We start from the raw sequence: 18,811 nt of genomic DNA, 5'->3' as shown, positions 1-18,811 counted from the left end.
CCGGCTCTGTGCCTATCGACGGAGGTATCTGTGTCCCGCTCGCGTCTGGCCGTACTACTGCTGGCCCCGCTCGCGGTACTCCCGGCAGCCTGTGGCGGCGACGACACCGGTGGCCTGCCGACGGTCACGGACTCGTCGGCTCCTACGTCGGCGACGCCGGGCACGCCGTCCGCGACCACGAGCGCGAGCCCGGCCCCGACGACGCAGCCGACGCGCGCGGCCGCGAAGTACGGGAACCTGACGGTGGATCTGCGGCGACCCTCGGCACTGCCTGCCGCCGCCTCTGCGGCCGTCGTCACCTTCCAGCAACTGCATATGGCTTTCGGTGCCCTGGCGGCGGGTGCGAAGTCGCCGCAGCCGATGTCGCGGTTCGCGGAGCCCGTGGTGGTCAAGTACCTCGACGCGGTGCTGAAACCGCAACTGGGGCGCAAGGAACGCTCGGGCGGCACGATGACCGTCCGGGTCTCCAAGGCGCAGGCCGGCGGGGAAGTTGCCGCGGTCAACGGCTGCCTCGACCAGTCCAAACTGATCACGTATCGCGCGAACGGCACGAAGTACGTCGACGCGAGCATTCGACGGAATCCCACCCTGACCATCCAGGCCACCCTGTCGCGCTCGACAGGGGTCTGGCGAGTGACCAACTACGCCCTGAAGGAAGCTCGATGCTGAAACTGCGCACCGCTCTGGTGACCACCGGACTTGGCGTCGGCCTGCTGCTGACGTCGGCCGGACCCGCCCTCGCCTTCGACCCGCCGCCCGGCACGACCCCCACGACGAGCGGCGGCACCATCGTCATCACCGTGACCGGAACGGGGGTGCGGGGCGGCAGTGATGGGCACAGCGCGTCGCGGACCGTGTCGGTGCCCGCGCCGTGCTACATGGAGCCCGGGATGACCGGCAAGGAGTACTACGAGTGGGTCAGCAGCGGGAAGGCCAACGCCGACTGGCATCACACCGGTGGTGACCTGGACGGGGCGTTCGAACCGTACCCCGGGTACGAGCAGTACAAGGACGACGACAAGGGCCACTGGTACGGCGGCGTCTGCTCGTCGGAGACGTTCGGCGACGATCTGGACTCGTTCTTCAAGTTCGCCGACGAGTGGTTCGCCAACCACAAGTCGGTGTACGTCCCGGCCGGACAGAATCCGCCGACCCCGCCGGTCCCGCCGCAGCTGCTGCGGGACGTCGCGTCGCGCGAACTGACCATCCCCGAGCCGGTTCTCGACTGGAACCCCAAGCGCACCGGCGACGGGTCCACGCTGGTCAACATGGACACCTGGGTCTGGGTGAAGGACCGGGTCGACAACCTGTACGTCGACGCCACCGCGAACTCGGTGACCGGCGCGCAGACCGCCCACGTCGACGCCACGCTGTCCACGCTGACAGTTTCCGCACCGGGTGCGGGATCGACCACCTGCAACGGCATGGGTACGCCGTACGCCGCGGGCGCCGCCAATCCGTGCACCATCCAGTTCACCAAGGCCAGCCCGCTCGGCGGCACCACGCCGGTCACTGCCACCACCACGTGGGGCGCGACCTGGTCGTACAACGGCAACCCGATGGGTGCGATCCCGCAGCAGCCGGCTCCGCAGAGCAACACGACCAACATCGGCGTGCTGGAGGTTCAGGCCGTCGCTCGTTGATCCAGGCAACAGGACCCGGCTCGGTAGCTCCGAGCCGGGTCTTTGCTGTTATTCGGCGGCGGTCTTCTGGGTGAGGGCTTGGGCGTCGGCCGGGAGGGTTGCCACTGGGTCGGCGTCGACGTCGGTGGTGGTGTGGGTGACGAGGACGGAGACGATGCTGTCGGTGCCTCGGCGGGACCAGGCGCGCTCGGAGTGGGCCACCTGGGTCTTGGTGCGGAGAAACGTCTCGTAGCCCGTCACGGTCGCCGGGAGGTCCTCCAGCAGGCCGTAGCCGCCGTTCGGGGGACCGGTCATCCGGCCGACGCAGCTCTTGTTGCCGGCGACAAGGAGATTCCAGTCCTTGGCCAGCAGCGCCGCGTCCCGGTAGGTGTAGAGGAACGACTTCACCACAGTCCCGCCGGCCAGGGCGTACTGGACGAACTGCGTCTGATCCGCGTGCTCCTGCAGACTCATCGCGCCGCCGAGCGTGCACCCGTTCGGCGGTACGCCGTCGTCGCCCAACGGCTCCTGCTGCGGCGAGCCTGGCAGATCACCGGACTTCACCAGACCAGCCACCGGCGCGGGCGGTCCCAGCGTCGGTGGCTGGTCGTTCCCACAAGCGGTCAACACCGTCGCGCCGGCCATGATGAGGGCGGGCAGCACCACACGTCGCGACGCACGAATCACTGGCCGACGGCCGCCTTCAACGCGAGTTCCATCGAGAAAGCATACAGAAAGACCGGCCCGGCCTCACTGGCGAGCGGCGACCTCCAGGGCGAGCTGCTTGGCATCCGCAGGGAGCTTGTCGATCTTCTGGTCACCTTGGTACAGCACGGTGACGGAGACGATGCCCTCGGCGCCCTGGGACGCCCAGATGCGTTCGCCGATGCGATACCCGCCGTCGGGGTCGGCGCGGTAGACGTCGTACCCGGCGGCCGTGCCGGGCAGGCCGGGGACGGCGGTGAACTTCTCGGAGTCTTTCGTGCCGTCTCCGAGGTGGGCCGCAACGCAACCGGAGATCCCGCTGCGCAGGCCGGCGATGTCCTCGTCGCGGTCCTCGGCCACGGCGTAGGTGTACTTGGAGGACCGGACGACGGTCTGATCGTCGAGCTTGTACTCGACGATGTAGCGGCTCTCGGAGTTGTCGTCGAGATCGGACTCGGGCGTCGAGCCACAGGCGTAGCTGAGCGTCTCGTCCTGCCCCAGCACCTTCGGCGCCGGACTGCCCATCAGGTCCGACGGCTGCAGCACACCGGCCGGTGGAGTCACCCTCTCCGGTGGGTCCTGCTTGTCGTCGCAGGCCGACGCGCCGGCGAGGACCATCACAGCCGCTGCCAGCGCCCACGCGCGCTCAGAAATACGGCGAGAATTCATTTTTTCTTTGTGACGTACGGCTCGAACTCATCGCGGGCGTAGCCCTCGTACTCGGTCCGGTTGAAGTACTGGCCGACGCCCCGTTCGGACGACATCAGGATTGTCACCGCGGCCTTCCGCTTCTCCAACTCCAGCTTCGAGAAGTCCTCGTAGCTGATCAGACAAGTGAAGGACCCGGCAGCGTGTGCTGCCGGGCCCTCCAGGTGGTGCGCGTGACTATTCGGCGGCGGCCTTCACCGTGAGCGCCTTGGCGTCGACCGGCAGGCTCGGGCTCTGCTCGGCTCCGGCCTTGTCGACCGTGCGGGTGACCATGACGGAGACCACAGTTCCGTCGCCCTTGCGGGCCCAGGCGCGCTGCGCGTGCACGACCTGGTTGTCGCTGCGGTGGATGGCGTCGTACCCGGTCGTGTTGGCGGGCAGGTCGGGCAGCAGGCTGTACGAGCCGTCGGGCTCCTTCTCGCCCCCGCCGACGCACCGCTTCTGGCCGTTGACCAGGAAATCCCAATCCTGCTTCAGCTTCCGGGTGTTGGTGTAGGTGTAGAGATACGAGCTCACCACGGTGTCGCCAAGGGTGTACTTGACGAACTGCTTGTGATCCGCTCGTTCCTGAAGGCTCATCGAGCCGTCGAGGTGGCACCCGTTGATCGGTATGCCGTCCTCGTCCAGCGACTCCTGCTTCGGCGAGCCGGGCAGGTCCGATCCCTCCACGATTCCCGCGATCGGCGCCGGCGTCGACGACGTGTCGTCGTCCTTGCATCCCGTCAGCAGTGCGAGACCGCTGACGATCACCAGCGCGAGCGCGACCGCCCTACTCGAAGTAGTCGTGGAAATCACTCTTGAGGTCCTCTTTGTACTCGTTCGGATCCCAGTGGTTGCCGACTCCATTCAACCCACCGTACAGGTTCGAGCGCACCGTGGTCTGCTCGCCTTCGCTGAGTTGCTTGTACTCGGTGTAGCTCAGCATGTGCCCGTCCTTGAACAGCGGCGAGTTCTCGAGCTTCTCGGGATGGCTGGCCAGGCCGTTCTCGTAGAGCGCGGCGGCGGTGTTGTACTGCTGCTGCTCCACCGCGGAGTCGACGTCGCCGTTCGACTTCTTCGTCGCGTCCTTCTCGTAGTGTGCGAGCTTCTCCTTGAGCGAGTCGACGCCGGACGACTTGCCCTCGTCGATGGCCATGTTGACGACGTCCTTCGCCGTACCGTCGACCATCTTGTCGACACCGGGGACGGGAACCAGGTCGACGACCTGCTCACCGAGATCGATCCATTTGCCGACCTCCTCGTCCCTGTCCTTGCCCTCGGCAATGGCGACGTCGCCGTTGGCCTTCAGGAACAGGCCCTCGAGGTGAGCGTTCTCGCTGATGCCCTTCTGCAGGGCCATCTCACCGTCGACACCGTCCTTCGGGTGGGTGACCAGGTTGGCCAGGCCGCTCAGCTTCTGTGATTCGTACCGGTTCGTCGCGTTGCGCAGCTCGAGCATGCCGTCCTCGGTGCTCATCGCGGCGACACCGAACTTGGCGAGCGCGTCCTTGTCGAACAGCGGGATGTTGACGACGTTGCCGAACGCATCCATCGTGACGCTGGTGCTCTGGCTGGGGTCGACCCCGTCCTTGTAGTCGTAGGTGCCGCCGTTCACCGCCTGGTCCGCACCGACCATGTAGGTGCCCAGGATGTGGGCGAAGTTCTTGGCCGAGTCGCCGCGCATGTCGTCGATGAACGTCCGCATGTCCTCGACGCTGCCGCGCCGCTCGCTCAGCAGGTTGACCGTGGCGCCGGCCAGTTCGGCGGCATCCTTGGCGTGCGGGCCTTTGACGATGTCGGGGTCGGTGGTGGCGACGTCGAGCACGTGGCTCAGGCTCTGGTAGCCGTCGCCCTGCCAGGTCCGGTCCTTGATGTAGTACTTCTGCCGCTCGTCGTCCTTGTAGAAGTCGAGCGCCGCGTTCGGAGCGTTGGACAGCATCGAGTTCATCGAGATCATCGGGTCGTTGGTGACGTCGCCGGCCTCGTAGGGGACCATCTGGTCCCACAGGAAGTCGGTGCCCATCGCGTCGGGCCGGTTGCTCCACAGCCCGTCCTGGCCCTTGTGGTCGATGCGCTCGTACTTGTCCAGGCCGGTGGCCAGGTCCGTGGAGAAGTCGTCGCTGAAGTGTGCGCCGTACATCAGGACGCTGAGCGCCGAGGTCAGGCCGTAGCCGGTCGTACCGCGGCCGACGTAGTCCTCGGGGTCCTTGGTGGCGGCCTTGACCAGGCCGTCGGCGAAGGACTCGTGCGGGAAGCCGGGCTCCTTCGAGGCGGCGCCGAGGCCCTGGCGGTACAGGTCTATCAGGCGCTTCTTGGCCTCGACGTCCTCCGACATCGGCGGCACGCTGGCCTGGCCGACGTTCGACAGCACCGTCAGGGTGCCCTCGGGGCCGAGCTTCTGGAACATCGGCGACATGACCTTGCCATCGGTCGTGTACGTCGCCAGGATCTCGTTGTACGCCTTGATGAACTTCGCATCGTCGCCCGGGCGCAGCTCCTTGCCGCGGTCGGCGAGCGCGTTGCCCAGCATCGTCTTGGTGTTGTCGAGCGTGTCCTTGTCGACCGAGTAGGTCACGTGCCCGGTGCCCTTGGTGTCGAGCAGCGTGGCCAGGTCCAGGCGGGTCTTCAGCTCCGGTTTCTGGTCCTCGAGCCAGGACATCAGCCCGGTGAACGTGCTGCCCTCCAGACTGGGCAGCGAGATCGGCGTGTTGTCGCCGGCCGACTTCGCCTGGCCCTTTACGCTGCTGACCAGCGTGTCCAGGCCGTCGTAGGCCACCTTCAGTTTCTTGCTGTCGATCTCGACCGATTCCGACATGTTCCAAGCCCTCCCGACTCCGTCAAGGCAAGATTGCGGTGGCGATGTCCACCGTGCGTGCCCCGACCATGAGCCGGGACGAGTGCGTCTAGCTAGATCATCTTGTGGCGCATCGACCACGTGCGGGGCCAGGCGAGCCCGTGCGGGTCCTTGGCGGGTACTTCGTCCGGCTCCCTGTCGTGAGCGGACTTGGCCGCCGTCACGGCGTCGTCGAAGGCCGGCATGATCTGCTTGGCCTTCGCGCTGAAGTCGGTGACGAAGTCCGTGGCCTTGGCACACTTCCAGCCGCCGCTGGAGATCGCCGAGGAGATCGAGTCACCGGGCTGGCCGGTGCCGTGGTGTACGGCGTCGCGAGCATTCGGAATCGTCGTCACATAGCACGTGTGCAGCGTGTCTTTGTAGTAGTTGTTCTCTTTGTCTGCCATTTCCGCGCCTCCCAGGGTGACCAGCGCCGATCAGAATAGTTGGCCGAGGGGGCCAATCCGGCCCTGGGTGGCCCCGAGTGCCCCAGTGACCCGCTGTCGTCCTAATGTGCTGCTCATCGGCCGCAGGTCTCCAGGGCGGGGACCGGGAAACTTGGAGGTTGGGACATGGCTAAGGCAAACATCGAGGATCTCGAGAACCTGTACGACAAGCTGGTCTCGAGCATGAACTCGTCCGACCAGATCATCGGCGACGTGGACACCGCGCTCTCGCGGGCCAACGAGGAGTGGACCTCGAAGGGCGCCACGGACTTCAACACCGCGTGGGTCGACTTCAAGTCGAGCCTGGTGAAGATGTGCCAGGCGTTCGCTGCCGCGGGCAACGACGTTGCCTTCCAGCAGGAGCACTTCAAGATCGGCGCCAAGGAAGAGGGCCAGCACCGGCAGTTGCCGAAGGTCACCTCCCCGCGCTGACGTCGCGCGACTGTCGGTCCCGTTGCCTGTCAAGGCAGCGGGACCGATCCATGTCCGGGCCAGGATCCTTGCAGGATCCGGGCCCGGGTGCAGGGGATCGATCTACCCCTCGAAGGGCACCTGGGTCCAGGCCCAGCCGCCGGGACGGGCGAAGACGCCTCGGCCGGCGGGCATGGCGGCCGTCGCCGACCGGGGCAGCCGGACGCTGATGACGTCGCCGTCGCTCGACGAGCGCGGTGCCAGCAGCAACCCCGTGCGGCCCTTGCGGACCTCCGAGGTCAGACCGCGGTAGAAGCCACTGACCTCGTCGAGACCGCAGGCGACCACCACGGCGTTGCCGGTGTCACGCAGCCGGGCGTAGTGCTGGTTGACGACGTCCGAGATCGGGTGATCGGGCCCCAGTACGTCGAAGTCGTCCAGGACCACCAGGTGGCGCGACGAGACTGACTTCAGCAGCTTGTCGATCTCGGCCGGATCGGTGTCGGCCGTGAAGCGGGCGTTGACGCCCCGCTTGATCCGGGGCGACCGCAGCGGTGAGATTCGCGGGGTGATCAAGATCACCCGCCAATCGCGCTGGGTCGCCTCCTTCACCATGAACGTCAGCGCCGAGCTCTTCCCGGACCGCGGCGGTCCGGCCACGATGAAGCCCGGTCCGTCGAGGGCCGGGTCGTAGCGCAGCAGCCCCAGCGTGTCGCCGCCGACGCCGACCGCCACCTGGCTCTGCCCGAGCGGCTCGTCCCCGGCCAGCTCGAGCGCAGCCGTGACGCTGATGCTGAGCGGCAGTTCGTCCACCCGCATCGGCCGCTCCGCCGCGGTCAGCTGACCGGCCTCGTCGGTGGCCGTGCGGCCGATCTGCTGCAGTGCCGCGACCTGGGCGACACCCGTCGGGTCCTCGGCCAGCAGCGCGAGCTGCACTTCCCGCGGGCGCTCCGCCGCGCGGAAGCCGCGACCGGGCGGCATCGAGGTGGGTACGTCCTTGCTCCGCATGCCGATCACGGCGAAGTCGGCCGAATCCGGCATCCGGAGCATGATCCGGTCCTCGACCAGAGTGGAGACCCGGCCCATCACGCCGCTGCGGTCCGACGAGACCACTACCCGGATGCCGACGCCTGCGCCTTCTTGCAGCAGCGAGGTGACCTGGTCGATGAGCACGCCGCCGTCCAGGGACTCGAAGGCGGCCACATATCCCTCCAGCCGGTCGAGCAGCACGACCAGGTAGGGCAGCCGATCGGTGGGTTCCACGGCGTTGCGTTGCTCGTTGATGTCCGCGAACCCTTGCTGGGCGAGCAATTGTTGCCGTCGCGTGACTTCCGCGTTCAGCAGACCGAGCAGCCGGTACATCCGGTCGACCTGGTTGCGCTGGACAACGGCTCCGGTGTGCGGCAGGGACAGCATCGGCAGCAGCGCGCCGTTGCCGGCGTCGATGCCGAACAGGTGGACGTCGCGGGGGTCGCAGAACCGGCCGACCGCACCGGCGATGCAGCGCAGCGCCGTCGAACGCCCCATCCGGTTGGCGCCCGCGATGACCAGATGACCCGCCTTCGGCAGGTCCCATGTCTCGGTGCGCTGGCTCTGCTGGTGCGGGATGTCGGCGAGTCCGATCGGCAGTGGCGGCACCTCACGCTCGACCCGCTTCGGCAGTTCGAGGTCGTCCAGCGTGATCTCCTCGCCCAGAGCCGGCAGCCAGGGCGACGGGATCGGCGGGATGGCCAGCTTGCTCGTCGCACTGTCGATCGCGCGGACCAGCGAGGTCAGGTCGGTCGGCGTACTCATGTCGTCCTCGTCGTCGACGACGACCATCGCCTGGCCCCGGGCGGCCGACATGACGTCGAACGCCTGGACGTTGACGTCGCTGCGGACCTGTTCGCCGCGGGGGCGGCCGCCGACGCGGGCGGACTGGAACGGGATCAGGGACGAGTGGCCGAGGCGGACCAGTGCGCGGCCCGGCGTCGACTTGGAGATGTGCGCCGCGTCGGACGCGTCGAGGACGTCGGACGAGTCCTGCTGGTCGGTCACCCGCAGCGCGATCCGCAGGTTCGTGTTCGACTTGATCTCGGCCGAGACGACGCCGGACGGACGCTGCGTGGCCAGGATCAGGTGTACGCCGAGCGATCGGCCCCGGCGGGCGATGTCGACCAGGCCGTCGACGAAGTCGGGCAGTTCCGACACCATGGCCGCGAACTCGTCGATGACGAGCAGCAGCCGGGGCATCGGGGCGTCGCCGGGTTCCTTGGCGGCCAGGTAGTCGTCGATGTCCTTGGCGTCGGCGTCCGCGAGCTGATGCTCCCGGCGGCGCAGCTCGGCGCCGAGCGACTCCAGCGCGCGCGTCGTCAGGTGTCCGTCGAGGTCGGTGACCATACCGACGGTGTGCGGCAGCAGCTTGCAGTCCTTGAACGCCGCACCACCCTTGTAGTCCACCAGGACGAAGGTGAACTCGTCCGGACGGTTGCCGACGGCAAGCGAAGCGATGATGGTCTGGAGCAGCTCGGACTTACCGGAACCGGTGGTACCGGCGACCAGGCCGTGCGGACCGTCGGTGCGGATGTCGAGGCTGAAGGTCCCTTCGATGCCCTCGCCGATCACGGCACGGGTGGTCCGGCCACCGGTCGACCAGCGGCCGATGATGTCGTCACCGGTCGGGTCGTTCAGCCGCAGGACGTCCAGCAACCGGGACGAATCCGGCAACGACGATGCGGCTCCGTCGGCCGTGGCGTCGCGGACCGGTGCCAGCGCGCGGGCCAGCCGGTCGCACCAGCTGATCGGCACCAGGTCGGGCTGGATGCCCTCCAGAGTGGCCTCCTGGGTGGTGGCCAGGCTGACCTCGTCCGTCGTGCCGATCACCAGGGCACGGCACTCCTCGGGGAGCTGGCGCTGGTCCTCGTCGAGACAGATCAGGAAGATTCCGTAGCGGGGTCCTTGCCGCAGCAAGGTGACGACGCCGCCGTTGCGGCGCAACTCGTTCGCCCCGTCCAGAACGACGACGATCTGGTCGCTGTACGGGATCTGCTGCTCCTCCAGGGCCTTGCGCTGCTCGATCTCGGCCAGCAGTTCGTTCACCCGGCGTCCCGCCGTCTCGACGTCGGTCGCCACCGACGCGAGCCCGAGCGTGCTGTCGCGGCGGCGCAGGTGCGGCAGCCACGGCGACCAGGTCCAGTTCTCGCGCTGGCCCGGCGTGGTGATCACCGCCATCCGCAGGTTCGCCGGGCTGTGCATGGTGGCCAGCTGGATCACGATCGATCGCGCCACCGCCCGCCGCATCTCGGGCGATCCGGCGATGCCGACCACACCGGTCTTGGCCAGCGGCACGACGGCCGGTACGTCGGGAGCCGTCCAGTGCATCGGTCCCTCGTGCTGCATCCGGGACGGATCCTTGACGGTCACAGCGCTCGGTACGTCCGCCGTACCGATCCGCACCACCAGCCAGTCGGGGTCCTGCGGCCGGCGCTCCCAGAGCCTGGCCCGCGGCCCGTTCGCGAACAGCAGCAGCGATGCCGGGTCGGGGCAGTCGCGGCGCCGGGCACCGCGCTCCTCGACCAGGCTGTCGAACGCGTCCTGCTCCACCTTGCGCAGGCGGTCGTGGTACTCGGCCAGCTGACGGATGTACTGCGTCTTCTGCATCCGCCGGGAGCTGGTGAAGTTCGCGATCATCATCAGCGGCGACATCGCCGCGAACAGCAGCGTGTACGGCGAATGCGTGAACAGGTACGACGCACCACTCATCAGCAGTGGGGCGAAGACCACCAGGATCGGGATCGGCATCTTGTCGGGCCGGTGCGGCACCCCGGGCAGGGAGAACTCCGTCTTGCGGACCTTGGGCAGCAGCCGCGGCGGCCGGTTGTAGTCCATCGTGGCGCCATCGCTCGACGGCACCAGGGACGCGTCCGGTGCGGTGACCGTGGTGAGCTCGAAGTACTGCCGGCCGATGCCGAGCACCATCCCGGGCTCCCAGACGACCTCGGCGGTCACCGGCTCGCGGTCGAGGCGCAGGTACGGCAGCGGATCCTCCGGGCTGATCGTGTCCCGCGATGTGCTGAGGCTCTCCATCGACTGCTTCTTGCGCTGCCACCAGCGCCGCTTGGGCGGCTCGGGGAGCTGGTCGCCGACGATGATCGGTCCGTCCAGGGGGACCCGCCGTTCCGGTGCGGGGATAGTGCCGAAGTCGGTCGCCGCAGGCCTGATCCGGACCTCGCCGTACACGTCGACGTCGAGGTAGACGGCGACCTCGGGAGAGTCCGGGACCAGCGGAAGTGCCGAATGCTCGAGGCCGAGCTGGTACGAGCCGACGCTGAGGCGGTGGACGAGCCCGGATCCTGCGCCGCCGGTGCAGCGCAGATCGACCGCGCCGGCCGGCTCGACGCTGGGGTCGGCGACCGGTCCACCGACGCCGATCACCGCGCCGTGGCGCACCGCGGACGACTTCAGGACGGTGTTGTCCGGCAGCCGTACGCCGCGCAGGAACAACCCTGGTGCCCCAGGGCTCGATTCGCCGGTGATGCTGGGAGCGCTCCGCAGCAACCGGACGGCTGCGTCGCCGTTGTCAGGCGCAGGCAGGGCGTAGTTACCCGCCAGGGCTCCTGCCAGGTCGCCGATGGTGGTGTCGTCCTCGGCGTCGATGGTGAGATCCCGGGCCACACCGGTCCGGGCGTCTACGGCGGTCAGGAACAGCAGCACTGTCAGGGCTCCCTCATCGGCCTCTCGAACCTCCGCAGTCTAGGACTGTGCAGGGGGCGCGGGTTCAGCCGGACAGCAGGGCGGTCCGTTCGGCGGTGAGCGCCTCGGTCTCGACGAGGATCTCGGTACGGCGGACGGCGAGGTCGTCAGCCACCTGGCGGACCATGTCCCGGGTGCGGGGGATCTGCTTGCGCGTCTGCAGTACGAGGACGAACGCCCTCACGTCGTGACCAGGGCGGTCCAGCCAGACGTCGAGCAGCCGGGCGCCGGCATCCAGCGGCTGCCCGGATCGCAGTGGCCGGCGTTCGCCGTACGTCCGGAGCTCGTCGCTCAGCTTGGACAGGCAGCGGTCGGCGTACGCCGCGGCGCTGTCGACGGCCTGCAACTCGTCGAACTTCGCCTTGCCGGCCAGGATGCCGCCGCCCGCCAGGTCGCCGGCGGCGGCCGGCATCGCCCGGCCCACCAGGAACTCGAGGGTGTCCAGGGCGCGATCCGACCAGCCGACGCTGGTGAGCAGGTCGTCGGTCTCGCGCAGCCGTACGGCGAGGTCCTCGAGCTCGGTGGCGATCACCCGCAGGCGGTCGGCGGTGTCGTCCCCGGCCGTGAGCAGGCCGGACTCCTTGTCGTCCAGCGCGGCCGCGTAGTCGTCGGCGACCAACTGCAGGTCGTCGTGCCGGTCTCGTGCGTCGTCCAGTTCGGTGCGGGTCTCCTCGAACCGGCGGCGGGCGTCGTCGTACCGGTCCTCGGCCTCGTAGAGCTCCGCACGGAGGGCGTCGAGTTGCTGTTCCTGGCCGCGGCCGAACAGCGATCCGAGCCAGGATCCGGTCCGCCGCTCCAGCCGGTCCAACTGATCGTAGCCGTGGGCAACCTTCTTGTCCCAGTGCCTGGTCTCGGCGTACAGGCCGTCCATCCGGCGCTGCAGCCGGTGGATCGTCTCGCTCAGCGGCTGCAGCTCCGCGCGGGCGGAACGGCCCGCCGCGATGCGTTCGTCCACGCGATCCGCCATACCGGCCATTCGACCATCGCGCGGGTCCACCGTCTGGATGACCCCGTCTGGGTGACCCCGGAAGCCGATGACGGAGAGTAAGATCAAGGGTGCTGAGGGTGCCCGTTTCCGGACTCCGGGTCTGGTGCGAGATGACCCCGGACAGACGGTAAGGTCAGAGGCTGCCAGACGAGGGCTAAGCGCCGAATCAGGTGCCGGAACGGCCCGTGAAGGATCCAGAAGGAAGTAGGGCAGATGTCCACCACCGGCACCGAGATGGTCGACCGGCAGCGCCAGCGTGCCAACCGAGCCTCGAACCGTACTCCGGGCGGAAGACTGCCGACCGCGTCGAAACGGCGCCGGCCGACCCTCGCCGCGCTCGCGGCTCTGCTGATCGTCGGCGGCGCGCTGATCGCCGGTGTCCTCGCGGTCCGGATGGACGAGCGGGTCGCGGTGGTGCAGGTGGCGCGCGACGTCAGCGTCGGGTCGAAGATCACCAAGGAGGACCTGGCCCAGACCCGGGTGTCCGGTGACAACCTGAACCTGATCCCGGCCGACGACGTCGACAAGATCCTCGGCCGGTACGCCAAGGTCAACCTGGTCAAGGGCCAGTTGCTCGACGGCCTGCAGACCACCAAGTCCTCCCCGATCGCGGACGACAAGGCCGCGGTCGGCGTCGTACTGCTCGACGGCCGGGTGCCGGCCACCGGACTGCTGCCCGGCGACGAGGTCCAGCTGATCAGGATCGGCCAGGGCAACACCCCGCCTGCCGAGCTGGGCGATGCCGTCGTCCTGGACTCGCCGCAATCCGCCGACGAGGGCAGTGGCCTGGGCAAGGACACCGCCGACGCGCAGACCGCGACGATGCTGGTCGACCGCTCCGACGTCAAAGCCATTACCGATGCCTCAGGCAACAACCGGATCGCGGTCGCGCTGCTGAAGAGCGGCTCGTCACTGGGAGACAAGTAGATGGGCTTGTACGTCATCGCCTCGGCGAAGGGCTCGCCGGGGGTTACCACGACGTCCGTGGTCCTGGCCGGCGCTTGGCCGGTGGAGCCGGTGCTGGCGGACCTCGACCCGGCCGGAGGCGATGTCGCCCTGCGGTATCGCGACGAGGCCGGCGCGCCGCTCGACCCGGATCGGGGACTGCTGTCGCTGGGCGCCGGCGTCCGCCGGGGTAGCGGCGAGGCGCTGCTGACCGACCATGTCCAGCGCGTCTCCGGCGGCCTGCAGGTGCTGACCGGTGTGACGTCGCCGAGCCAGGTGCAAGGCCTCGGCCCGGCGTGGCTGCACCTGGCCCGCCTGCTGCGTTCGGACCCCGAGGGCCGCGACGTGATCGCGGACTGCGGCCGATTGATGCCGGGCTCCGCGACCGTGCCGGTGCTGCAGAACGCGGACGCCGTACTGATGGTGGCCCGTCCGACGGTCGAGGGGCTCGCGCATCTGCGGGAGCGGCTGCACAGCTTCGCCGACGTACTCCAGTTCGGCCAGTACGAGGCAGTCCCGGTGGGCGTCGCGCTGGTCGCGTCGTACCGGGACGGCCGGGTGACCGGCGACGTGCAGTCGATCCTGGAGCGCTCACGGTTGCCGGTCTCCGTGCTGGGCATCATCGCCGAGGACGAGAAGGCCGCCGAGGCCATCCGGCTGGGCGACGGCCACCGGGCCCGCAAGTCGCTGCTCGTGCGGTCGGCTGCCGAGGTGGCCGAGCGGCTGCACCGGCTCGGCCGGCCGGCGCCGACGCCACAGAACGCGGAATGGGGTGTCGCCTGATGGACCAGTCGCTGGTACGCCGCCTCCGTGAAGAGGTCGCCGAGGTCCTGGCCAGGCAGCGCCGGGAGGACGCCGCCAACGGCCTGCCGCAGATGTCCGCGGAGGACGAGCGCCAGTTCGCCCGGGCGGTCGTCGGCCGGGTGATGGAGACGCACGCCCGGGCCGAGATCGCCGCCGGCCGGACCCCACCGGGAGCGGCCGAGGAGCACGACCTTGCCGACGGCATCCATGCCGCACTGTTCGGCGTCGGCCGGCTGCAGCCGCTGCTCGACGACCCGATGGTGGAGAACATCGACATCAACGGCTGTGACCGGGTCTTCATCGGGTTCGCCGACGGCCGCGAGGAGCTGGGCGACCCGGTCGCCGAGTCCGACGACGAGCTGGTCGAGCTGATCCAGACGCTGGCGGCGTACTCCGGCCTTGCCAGCCGGCCGTTCGACTCGGCCAACCCGCAGCTCGACCTGCGGCTGCCCGACGGCAGCCGGCTGTCGGCGCTGATGGGTGTCTGCCCCCGCCCGTCGGTCTCGATCCGTCGCGCCCGGCTGAGCCGGGTGTCGCTGGAGATGCTGATCGAGTACGGCACGATGACGCCGGACCTGGCGTCGTTCCTGTCCGCGGCCGTCGCGGCCCGCAAGAACATCATGATCGCGGGCGCCACGAACGCCGGGAAGACGACGCTGCTGCGGGCGCTGGCCAACGAGATCCCGCCGGACGAGCGCCTCATCACGGTCGAGCGCTCGCTGGAGCTGGGCCTGGGTGAGTTCGAGGACCTGCACCCGAACGTGCTGGCGACCGAGGAGCGGCTGCCGAACAGCGAGGGCCAGGGCGCCATCGTGATGGCCGAGCTGGTCCGCCGGTCGCTGCGGATGAACCCCAGCCGGGTGATCGTCGGTGAGGTGCTCGGCGACGAGATCGTCACCATGCTGAACGCGATGAGCCAGGGCAACGACGGCTCGCTGTCGACCATCCACGCGAACTCGTCGCTCGAGGTGTTCAACCGCATCTGCACCTACGCGATCCAGTCGGCCGAGCGGCTGCCGGCCGACGCCACCATGATGCTGATCGCGGGCGCGATCGACTTCGTCGTGTTCGTTGAACGACGCAACGACTTCTCCTCCGGTGGCGGACTGCGCCGGATCATCACCTCGGTCCGCGAGGTCAACGGTGTGGACGGCCGGGTGCTGTCCAGCGAGATCTTCCAGGCCGGGCCTGACGGCCTGGTCCAGCCGGCCGCGCCGATCAGCTGCCTGGCCGAGCTCCAGGCGGCCGGGTACCAAGCGAGCGCTCCGGCCGGGTGGGCCTCGTGACCGTCCCGTCACTGGACCTGATGCTGATCGTGCTGCTGGGTGCGGTCGTCGGCGGCGCGATCCTGATGCTCGTCTGGGCGCTGATCCCGCAGGCCGGACCCGAGGTGATGCGGGGGCCGTCGTCGATCGTCACCCATCTGCGGACCGCGGGCACGCGGCTCCCGGTCGCTGTCGGTGCGGCGCTGCTCGTGCTGTTGCTGACCCAGTGGCCCGTCGCGGCCGCGGCGACCGGAGCACTGGCCTTCGCCTGGCCGGCCCTGTTCGGTGGCGCGGCGGCGGAATCGAAGGCGATCGCCCGGCTGGAGGGGCTGGCCGCCTGGACGGAGTCCCTGCGTGACACCGTGGCCGGCGCGGTCGGCCTCGAGCAGGCGATCCCGGCGACGGCGTACGCGGCATCTCCCGCGATCCAGACGGAACTGACCGCGCTCGCTGATCGTCTCAGGGTGCGTGTGCCACTCCCGCAGGCGTTGCAAAGGTTCGCCGACGAGATGAACGACTCCAGTGTCGACCTCATCGTCGCCGCGCTGATCCTGAACGCGCGTCTGCGTGGCCCGGGCCTGCGCGACGTACTGAGCTCGTTGTCGGAATCGGCCCGTGCGGCTGTCGAGATGCGGCAGCGGGTCAACGCCGGCCGCCGTAGTACTCGGCGCAGCGTCCAGATCGTCATGGTCGTGACCGTGGCGTTCGTGCTCGGCCTGTCTCTGTTCAACCGCAAGTACGTCGAGCCGTACTCGACCGCACTGGGTCAGCTCGTGCTGATGATGATCCTCGGACTGTTCGCGGTCGGCTTCCTGTGGCTGCGCCGGCTGGCCAGCTTCGAGACCCCGCAACGCTTCCTGCATGCGCGGGACCGGGTGCCGGACGGAGGTGGTCGCGGATGACGCTCATCATGCTCGGCGGCGCTCTGGCCGGACTCGGGGTGCTGGTCCTGATCCGTCTGGTCGGCAACTCCGCGCCCAGCGGTGCGGCCGCTCTGTTGCAGCTCGACGCGGACATGCGCCGCTACCGCAACGAGGTCAGCCTCACAGCCGATCGGCGGCACCAGGAGGAGTCGCTGCGGATGCGGCGGCTGGGCTCTGGCATGCGCCGCGCGCTCGAGGCGCGGGGCATCCGGGTGCCGGTGTCGCTCTCGGCCGACCTGGGCATCGCCGGCCGGTCGCTGGAGACGCATCTGGCCACCAGCCTGGTCGGCGCCGTGGTGGGTTTCGTCGCGCCGACGGTGATGCTGGTGCCGCTGAGCATCGTCGGCGCCGGGCTGCCGGGCTTCGTGCCGATCTGGCTCGGGATCGTCGGCGCAGTGGTCGGTGCCATCCTGCCGACGCTCCAGCTGCGGACCAAGGCCGCGGACCGGCGCCGTGACTTCCGCCATGTGGTCAGCGCCTTCCTGGACCTGGTCGCGATGAACCTGGCCGGTGGCCGCGGTGTGCCGGAGGCGTTGTCGTCGGCGTCCGGGATCAGCGACGGCTGGGCGTTCGTCCGGATCCGGGACACGTTGGAGACCGCCAGGCTGCAGGGCGTCACCCCGTGGGCGGCGCTCGGCGAGCTCGGTGACGAACTCGCGATCGACGAACTGCGTGACCTGTCGGCCGCCCTCGCCCTGGTCGCCGAGGACGGCGCCAAGGTGCGGGACTCGCTGGTCGCCCGTGCGGTGTCGATGCGCCGGCGCGAACTGGCCGACACCGAAGGCCGTGCCCAGGCGCGGTCCCAGTCCATGTTGATGGCCCAGATGTTGCTGTGTGTCGGCTTCCTGCTCTTCCTGACGTATCCAGCTGTTGCCCGGGTGGTCGGACTGTGAACCGTCCCACCGGTCCCGAGGAGGGAAAATGATGATGTTCAACCCCAACAACCCGACCGTCATGTTCATGCGGGTGCTGATCGCCGCGCGCATCCAGCGTGCCCGCCGGCTCGAGGGTGGTGCGTCGGCGCTCGAGTGGGTGCTGATCTCGGCGCTGCTCATCGGTGTCGCGCTGGCCGTCGGCAAGATCATCCTGGACAAGCTGACCAAAAAGGCCGACAGCCTGGACCTGGGCTGACCGACGGCCATGATGGTTCGGCGGTGGGCCCGGGCGATCCGGGGCAGGTGCATCCGTGCACGGCGGGACGAGCGCGGCGCGAGCAGCGTCGAGCTCGTTCTGTACGCGCCGATCCTGATGCTGGCGATCTTCCTGACCATCCAGTTCTCGCTGATCTACCTGGGCAACCAGGCGGCCTCGGCCGCGGCGCGGGAGGCGGCCCGGGTGGCCCGGACCTCGCTCGACCGGGGCAAGGCGGAGGCCGCCGGCCGCGCCTACACCGACCACATCGGTCAGGGAATCCTGGAGGACGTGCAGGTCACCGTCACACCGGTCGGCACCGATCAGGTGCGGGTCGAGGTCACCGGGCACGCGCAGAAGATCACGCCGTTCCTCGATCCACCGACCGTCACCCAGGTCGTGCAAGGCCCACTGGAGGAGTTCCGTGCGGACAACTGACCTGAGCCGTGTCTCCGGTCGTCGCCGCCGTCGCCGGACCGACCGCGGTTCGATGGCGGTGGAGATCGTGCTGCTCGCGCCGGTGATGATGGCCTTCATGATGCTCGTCGTGGCCGGCGGCCGGTACGTCGCGGTCCGCGGCGACATCGAGGCGGCCAGCCGGGACGCGGTCCGCGCCGCCAGCCTGGAGCGGACGGAGGCGGCCGCCCGCGCCACCGCCGTCGACACCGCCGACGCCCAGCTGCAGGACGTCGGCCAGTGCCAGAACGCCACCCTGAGCGGGAACTTCGTGTCCGGCGGGACCATCACGGTCAGCATCACCTGCCAGGTCTCGTACGACGGCCTGGGCCTGATCGGGCTGCCCGGGTCGAAGTCGGTCACGATCGAGAGCTCGGCCCCGATCGATCTGTACCGGAGGACCGGATGAACAGGCTGCTCCGGCGGCTCCGCCACGCCGCCGCCCGCGGGCGGGCGCGTGGTGAGCGTGGATCCGCCACCGTCTTCATGCTCGGCTTCGCCGCCGTCCTGCTGGTCGGCGCCGGGCTGGTCGTCGACGGCGGCCTGGCCCTGAACCAGCGCAGCCGGCTGACCGACGACGCCGAACAAGCCGCCCGCGCCGGCGCCAACGCGATCGACGTACCCGCACTGCGTGACCGCGGCGAGCTGGTGGTCGACTCCGGCCAGGCGCGCGCGGTGGCCACCAACTTCCTCGCCGGGCGCGGCTACACCAACATCCGGGTCACCGTGAACGGGAACCAGGTGACCGTATCCGCCGACACCACCGTCGACACCGCGATCCTCGGTCTGGTCGGTATCAACAAGTTCGATGTGCACGGCACCGCTGTCGCCGAGCCCGAGACCGGAATCGGCTAGGAGACACCC

General features: G+C 69.2%; 19 protein-coding genes. 12 read left to right on the top strand and 7 right to left on the bottom strand.

What is annotated here, in order from left to right; genetic code table 11:
* Positions 1 to 30 precede the first annotated feature (30 nt).
* Together AB0I34_RS03695 and AB0I34_RS03690 are read left to right on the top strand one after the other, a co-directional pair.
* Positions 31 to 669: a hypothetical protein gene (locus AB0I34_RS03695; protein ID WP_360438790.1), complete on the top strand. Its 639-nt coding sequence runs from the start codon at positions 31 to 33 to the stop codon at positions 667 to 669.
* Positions 663 to 1,643, top strand: a complete 981-nt coding sequence (locus tag AB0I34_RS03690) for a hypothetical protein (protein ID WP_360438788.1) — start codon at positions 663 to 665, stop codon at positions 1,641 to 1,643. The genes AB0I34_RS03695 and AB0I34_RS03690 overlap by 7 nt, the downstream gene beginning before the upstream one ends.
* Positions 1,644 to 1,691: 48 nt before the next feature.
* Here AB0I34_RS03690 and AB0I34_RS03685 read toward each other — a convergent pair whose 3' ends face one another.
* From AB0I34_RS03685 to AB0I34_RS03665, 5 genes are all read right to left on the bottom strand, one after another.
* Positions 1,692 to 2,285 (bottom strand): hypothetical protein, encoded by a 594-nt coding sequence (locus AB0I34_RS03685; RefSeq protein ID WP_360438785.1) that lies wholly within the window; start codon positions 2,283 to 2,285, stop codon positions 1,692 to 1,694.
* A gap of 87 nt (positions 2,286 to 2,372) precedes the next feature.
* Complete coding sequence (locus AB0I34_RS03680; RefSeq protein ID WP_360438782.1) at positions 2,373 to 2,996, bottom strand: hypothetical protein; 624 nt, start codon at positions 2,994 to 2,996, stop codon at positions 2,373 to 2,375.
* A 216-nt stretch (positions 2,997 to 3,212) separates the two neighbouring features.
* Positions 3,213 to 3,830, bottom strand: coding sequence for a hypothetical protein (locus AB0I34_RS03675; protein ID WP_360438779.1), 618 nt, complete (start codon positions 3,828 to 3,830; stop codon positions 3,213 to 3,215).
* Positions 3,805 to 5,829, bottom strand: coding sequence for a hypothetical protein (locus AB0I34_RS03670; protein ID WP_360438776.1), 2,025 nt, complete (start codon positions 5,827 to 5,829; stop codon positions 3,805 to 3,807). The genes AB0I34_RS03675 and AB0I34_RS03670 overlap by 26 nt, the downstream gene beginning before the upstream one ends.
* Before the next feature lie 92 nt (positions 5,830 to 5,921).
* Positions 5,922 to 6,254, bottom strand: a complete 333-nt coding sequence (locus AB0I34_RS03665; RefSeq protein WP_360438773.1) for a hypothetical protein — start codon at positions 6,252 to 6,254, stop codon at positions 5,922 to 5,924.
* Positions 6,255 to 6,419: 165 nt separating this feature from the next.
* On the opposite strand from AB0I34_RS03665, the gene AB0I34_RS03660 reads away from it, so the two are divergent.
* Positions 6,420 to 6,725: a hypothetical protein gene (locus tag AB0I34_RS03660; RefSeq protein WP_131516966.1), complete on the top strand. Its 306-nt coding sequence runs from the start codon at positions 6,420 to 6,422 to the stop codon at positions 6,723 to 6,725.
* Positions 6,726 to 6,827: 102 nt separating this feature from the next.
* On the opposite strand, the gene AB0I34_RS03655 is transcribed toward AB0I34_RS03660, so the two are convergent.
* Together AB0I34_RS03655 and AB0I34_RS03650 are read right to left on the bottom strand one after the other, a co-directional pair.
* Positions 6,828 to 11,396 (bottom strand): FtsK/SpoIIIE domain-containing protein, encoded by a 4,569-nt coding sequence (locus AB0I34_RS03655; RefSeq protein ID WP_360438769.1) that lies wholly within the window; start codon positions 11,394 to 11,396, stop codon positions 6,828 to 6,830.
* 64 nt (positions 11,397 to 11,460) lie between these two features.
* Complete coding sequence (locus AB0I34_RS03650) at positions 11,461 to 12,402, bottom strand: hypothetical protein (RefSeq protein ID WP_360438766.1); 942 nt, start codon at positions 12,400 to 12,402, stop codon at positions 11,461 to 11,463.
* Positions 12,403 to 12,636: 234 nt separating this feature from the next.
* Between AB0I34_RS03650 and AB0I34_RS03645 the strand changes: the two genes are divergently transcribed.
* The 9 genes from AB0I34_RS03645 to AB0I34_RS03605 are packed head-to-tail and all read left to right on the top strand — an operon-like array spanning position 12,637 to position 18,802.
* Positions 12,637 to 13,350 (top strand): SAF domain-containing protein, encoded by a 714-nt coding sequence (locus AB0I34_RS03645; RefSeq protein ID WP_360438763.1) that lies wholly within the window; start codon positions 12,637 to 12,639, stop codon positions 13,348 to 13,350.
* A complete protein-coding gene (locus tag AB0I34_RS03640; protein WP_360438760.1) occupies positions 13,351 to 14,151 on the top strand; it encodes a hypothetical protein in 801 nt (266 codons plus the stop codon).
* Positions 14,151 to 15,458 carry an ATPase, T2SS/T4P/T4SS family gene (locus AB0I34_RS03635; protein ID WP_360438757.1) on the top strand — a complete coding sequence of 436 codons (1,308 nt, stop codon included), beginning with the start codon at positions 14,151 to 14,153 and terminating at the stop codon, positions 15,456 to 15,458. The genes AB0I34_RS03640 and AB0I34_RS03635 overlap by 1 nt, the downstream gene beginning before the upstream one ends.
* Positions 15,455 to 16,339, top strand: coding sequence for a type II secretion system F family protein (locus AB0I34_RS03630; RefSeq protein WP_360438754.1), 885 nt, complete (start codon positions 15,455 to 15,457; stop codon positions 16,337 to 16,339). The genes AB0I34_RS03635 and AB0I34_RS03630 overlap by 4 nt, the downstream gene beginning before the upstream one ends.
* Entirely contained in the window at positions 16,336 to 17,253 is a 918-nt protein-coding gene (locus tag AB0I34_RS03625; protein ID WP_360438751.1) for a type II secretion system F family protein, read from the top strand. The genes AB0I34_RS03630 and AB0I34_RS03625 overlap by 4 nt, the downstream gene beginning before the upstream one ends.
* A 28-nt stretch (positions 17,254 to 17,281) precedes the next feature.
* Positions 17,282 to 17,491, top strand: a complete 210-nt coding sequence (locus tag AB0I34_RS03620; protein ID WP_360438748.1) for a hypothetical protein — start codon at positions 17,282 to 17,284, stop codon at positions 17,489 to 17,491.
* Between the two features lie 9 nt (positions 17,492 to 17,500).
* On the top strand, positions 17,501 to 17,929 hold the full coding sequence (locus AB0I34_RS03615; RefSeq protein WP_360438745.1) for a TadE/TadG family type IV pilus assembly protein: 429 nt from the start codon (positions 17,501 to 17,503) through the stop codon (positions 17,927 to 17,929).
* A complete protein-coding gene (locus tag AB0I34_RS03610; RefSeq protein WP_360438742.1) occupies positions 17,916 to 18,356 on the top strand; it encodes a TadE family protein in 441 nt (146 codons plus the stop codon). Before AB0I34_RS03615 ends, AB0I34_RS03610 begins: the two co-directional genes overlap by 14 nt.
* Complete coding sequence (locus AB0I34_RS03605; protein WP_360438739.1) at positions 18,353 to 18,802, top strand: pilus assembly protein TadG-related protein; 450 nt, start codon at positions 18,353 to 18,355, stop codon at positions 18,800 to 18,802. Before AB0I34_RS03610 ends, AB0I34_RS03605 begins: the two co-directional genes overlap by 4 nt.
* Positions 18,803 to 18,811 lie beyond the last annotated feature (9 nt).

Origin of the sequence: Kribbella sp. NPDC050281 (assembly GCF_040655855.1) — a bacterium.
Classification (GTDB): Bacteria; Actinomycetota; Actinomycetes; order Propionibacteriales; family Kribbellaceae; genus Kribbella.
This window is presented reverse-complemented; position numbering and strand designations above follow the sequence as displayed.

What these genes read in the sequence shown, in the direction of transcription:
- AB0I34_RS03660 (WP_131516966.1), top strand. Translation starts at nt 6,420, where the DNA reads ATGGCTAAGGCAAACATCGAGGATCTCGAGAACCTGTACGACAAGCTG.
- AB0I34_RS03690 (WP_360438788.1), top strand. Translation starts at nt 663, where the DNA reads ATGCTGAAACTGCGCACCGCTCTGGTGACCACCGGACTTGGCGTCGGC.
- AB0I34_RS03615 (WP_360438745.1), top strand. Translation starts at nt 17,501, where the DNA reads ATGATGGTTCGGCGGTGGGCCCGGGCGATCCGGGGCAGGTGCATCCGT.
- AB0I34_RS03605 (WP_360438739.1), top strand. Translation starts at nt 18,353, where the DNA reads ATGAACAGGCTGCTCCGGCGGCTCCGCCACGCCGCCGCCCGCGGGCGG.
- AB0I34_RS03625 (WP_360438751.1), top strand. Translation starts at nt 16,336, where the DNA reads ATGACGCTCATCATGCTCGGCGGCGCTCTGGCCGGACTCGGGGTGCTG.
- AB0I34_RS03680 (WP_360438782.1), bottom strand. Translation starts at nt 2,996, where the DNA reads ATGAATTCTCGCCGTATTTCTGAGCGCGCGTGGGCGCTGGCAGCGGCT.
- AB0I34_RS03620 (WP_360438748.1), top strand. Translation starts at nt 17,282, where the DNA reads ATGATGATGTTCAACCCCAACAACCCGACCGTCATGTTCATGCGGGTG.
- AB0I34_RS03665 (WP_360438773.1), bottom strand. Translation starts at nt 6,254, where the DNA reads ATGGCAGACAAAGAGAACAACTACTACAAAGACACGCTGCACACGTGC.
- AB0I34_RS03635 (WP_360438757.1), top strand. Translation starts at nt 14,151, where the DNA reads ATGGACCAGTCGCTGGTACGCCGCCTCCGTGAAGAGGTCGCCGAGGTC.
- AB0I34_RS03645 (WP_360438763.1), top strand. Translation starts at nt 12,637, where the DNA reads ATGTCCACCACCGGCACCGAGATGGTCGACCGGCAGCGCCAGCGTGCC.
- AB0I34_RS03670 (WP_360438776.1), bottom strand. Translation starts at nt 5,829, where the DNA reads ATGTCGGAATCGGTCGAGATCGACAGCAAGAAACTGAAGGTGGCCTAC.
- AB0I34_RS03650 (WP_360438766.1), bottom strand. Translation starts at nt 12,402, where the DNA reads ATGGCGGATCGCGTGGACGAACGCATCGCGGCGGGCCGTTCCGCCCGC.
- AB0I34_RS03640 (WP_360438760.1), top strand. Translation starts at nt 13,351, where the DNA reads ATGGGCTTGTACGTCATCGCCTCGGCGAAGGGCTCGCCGGGGGTTACC.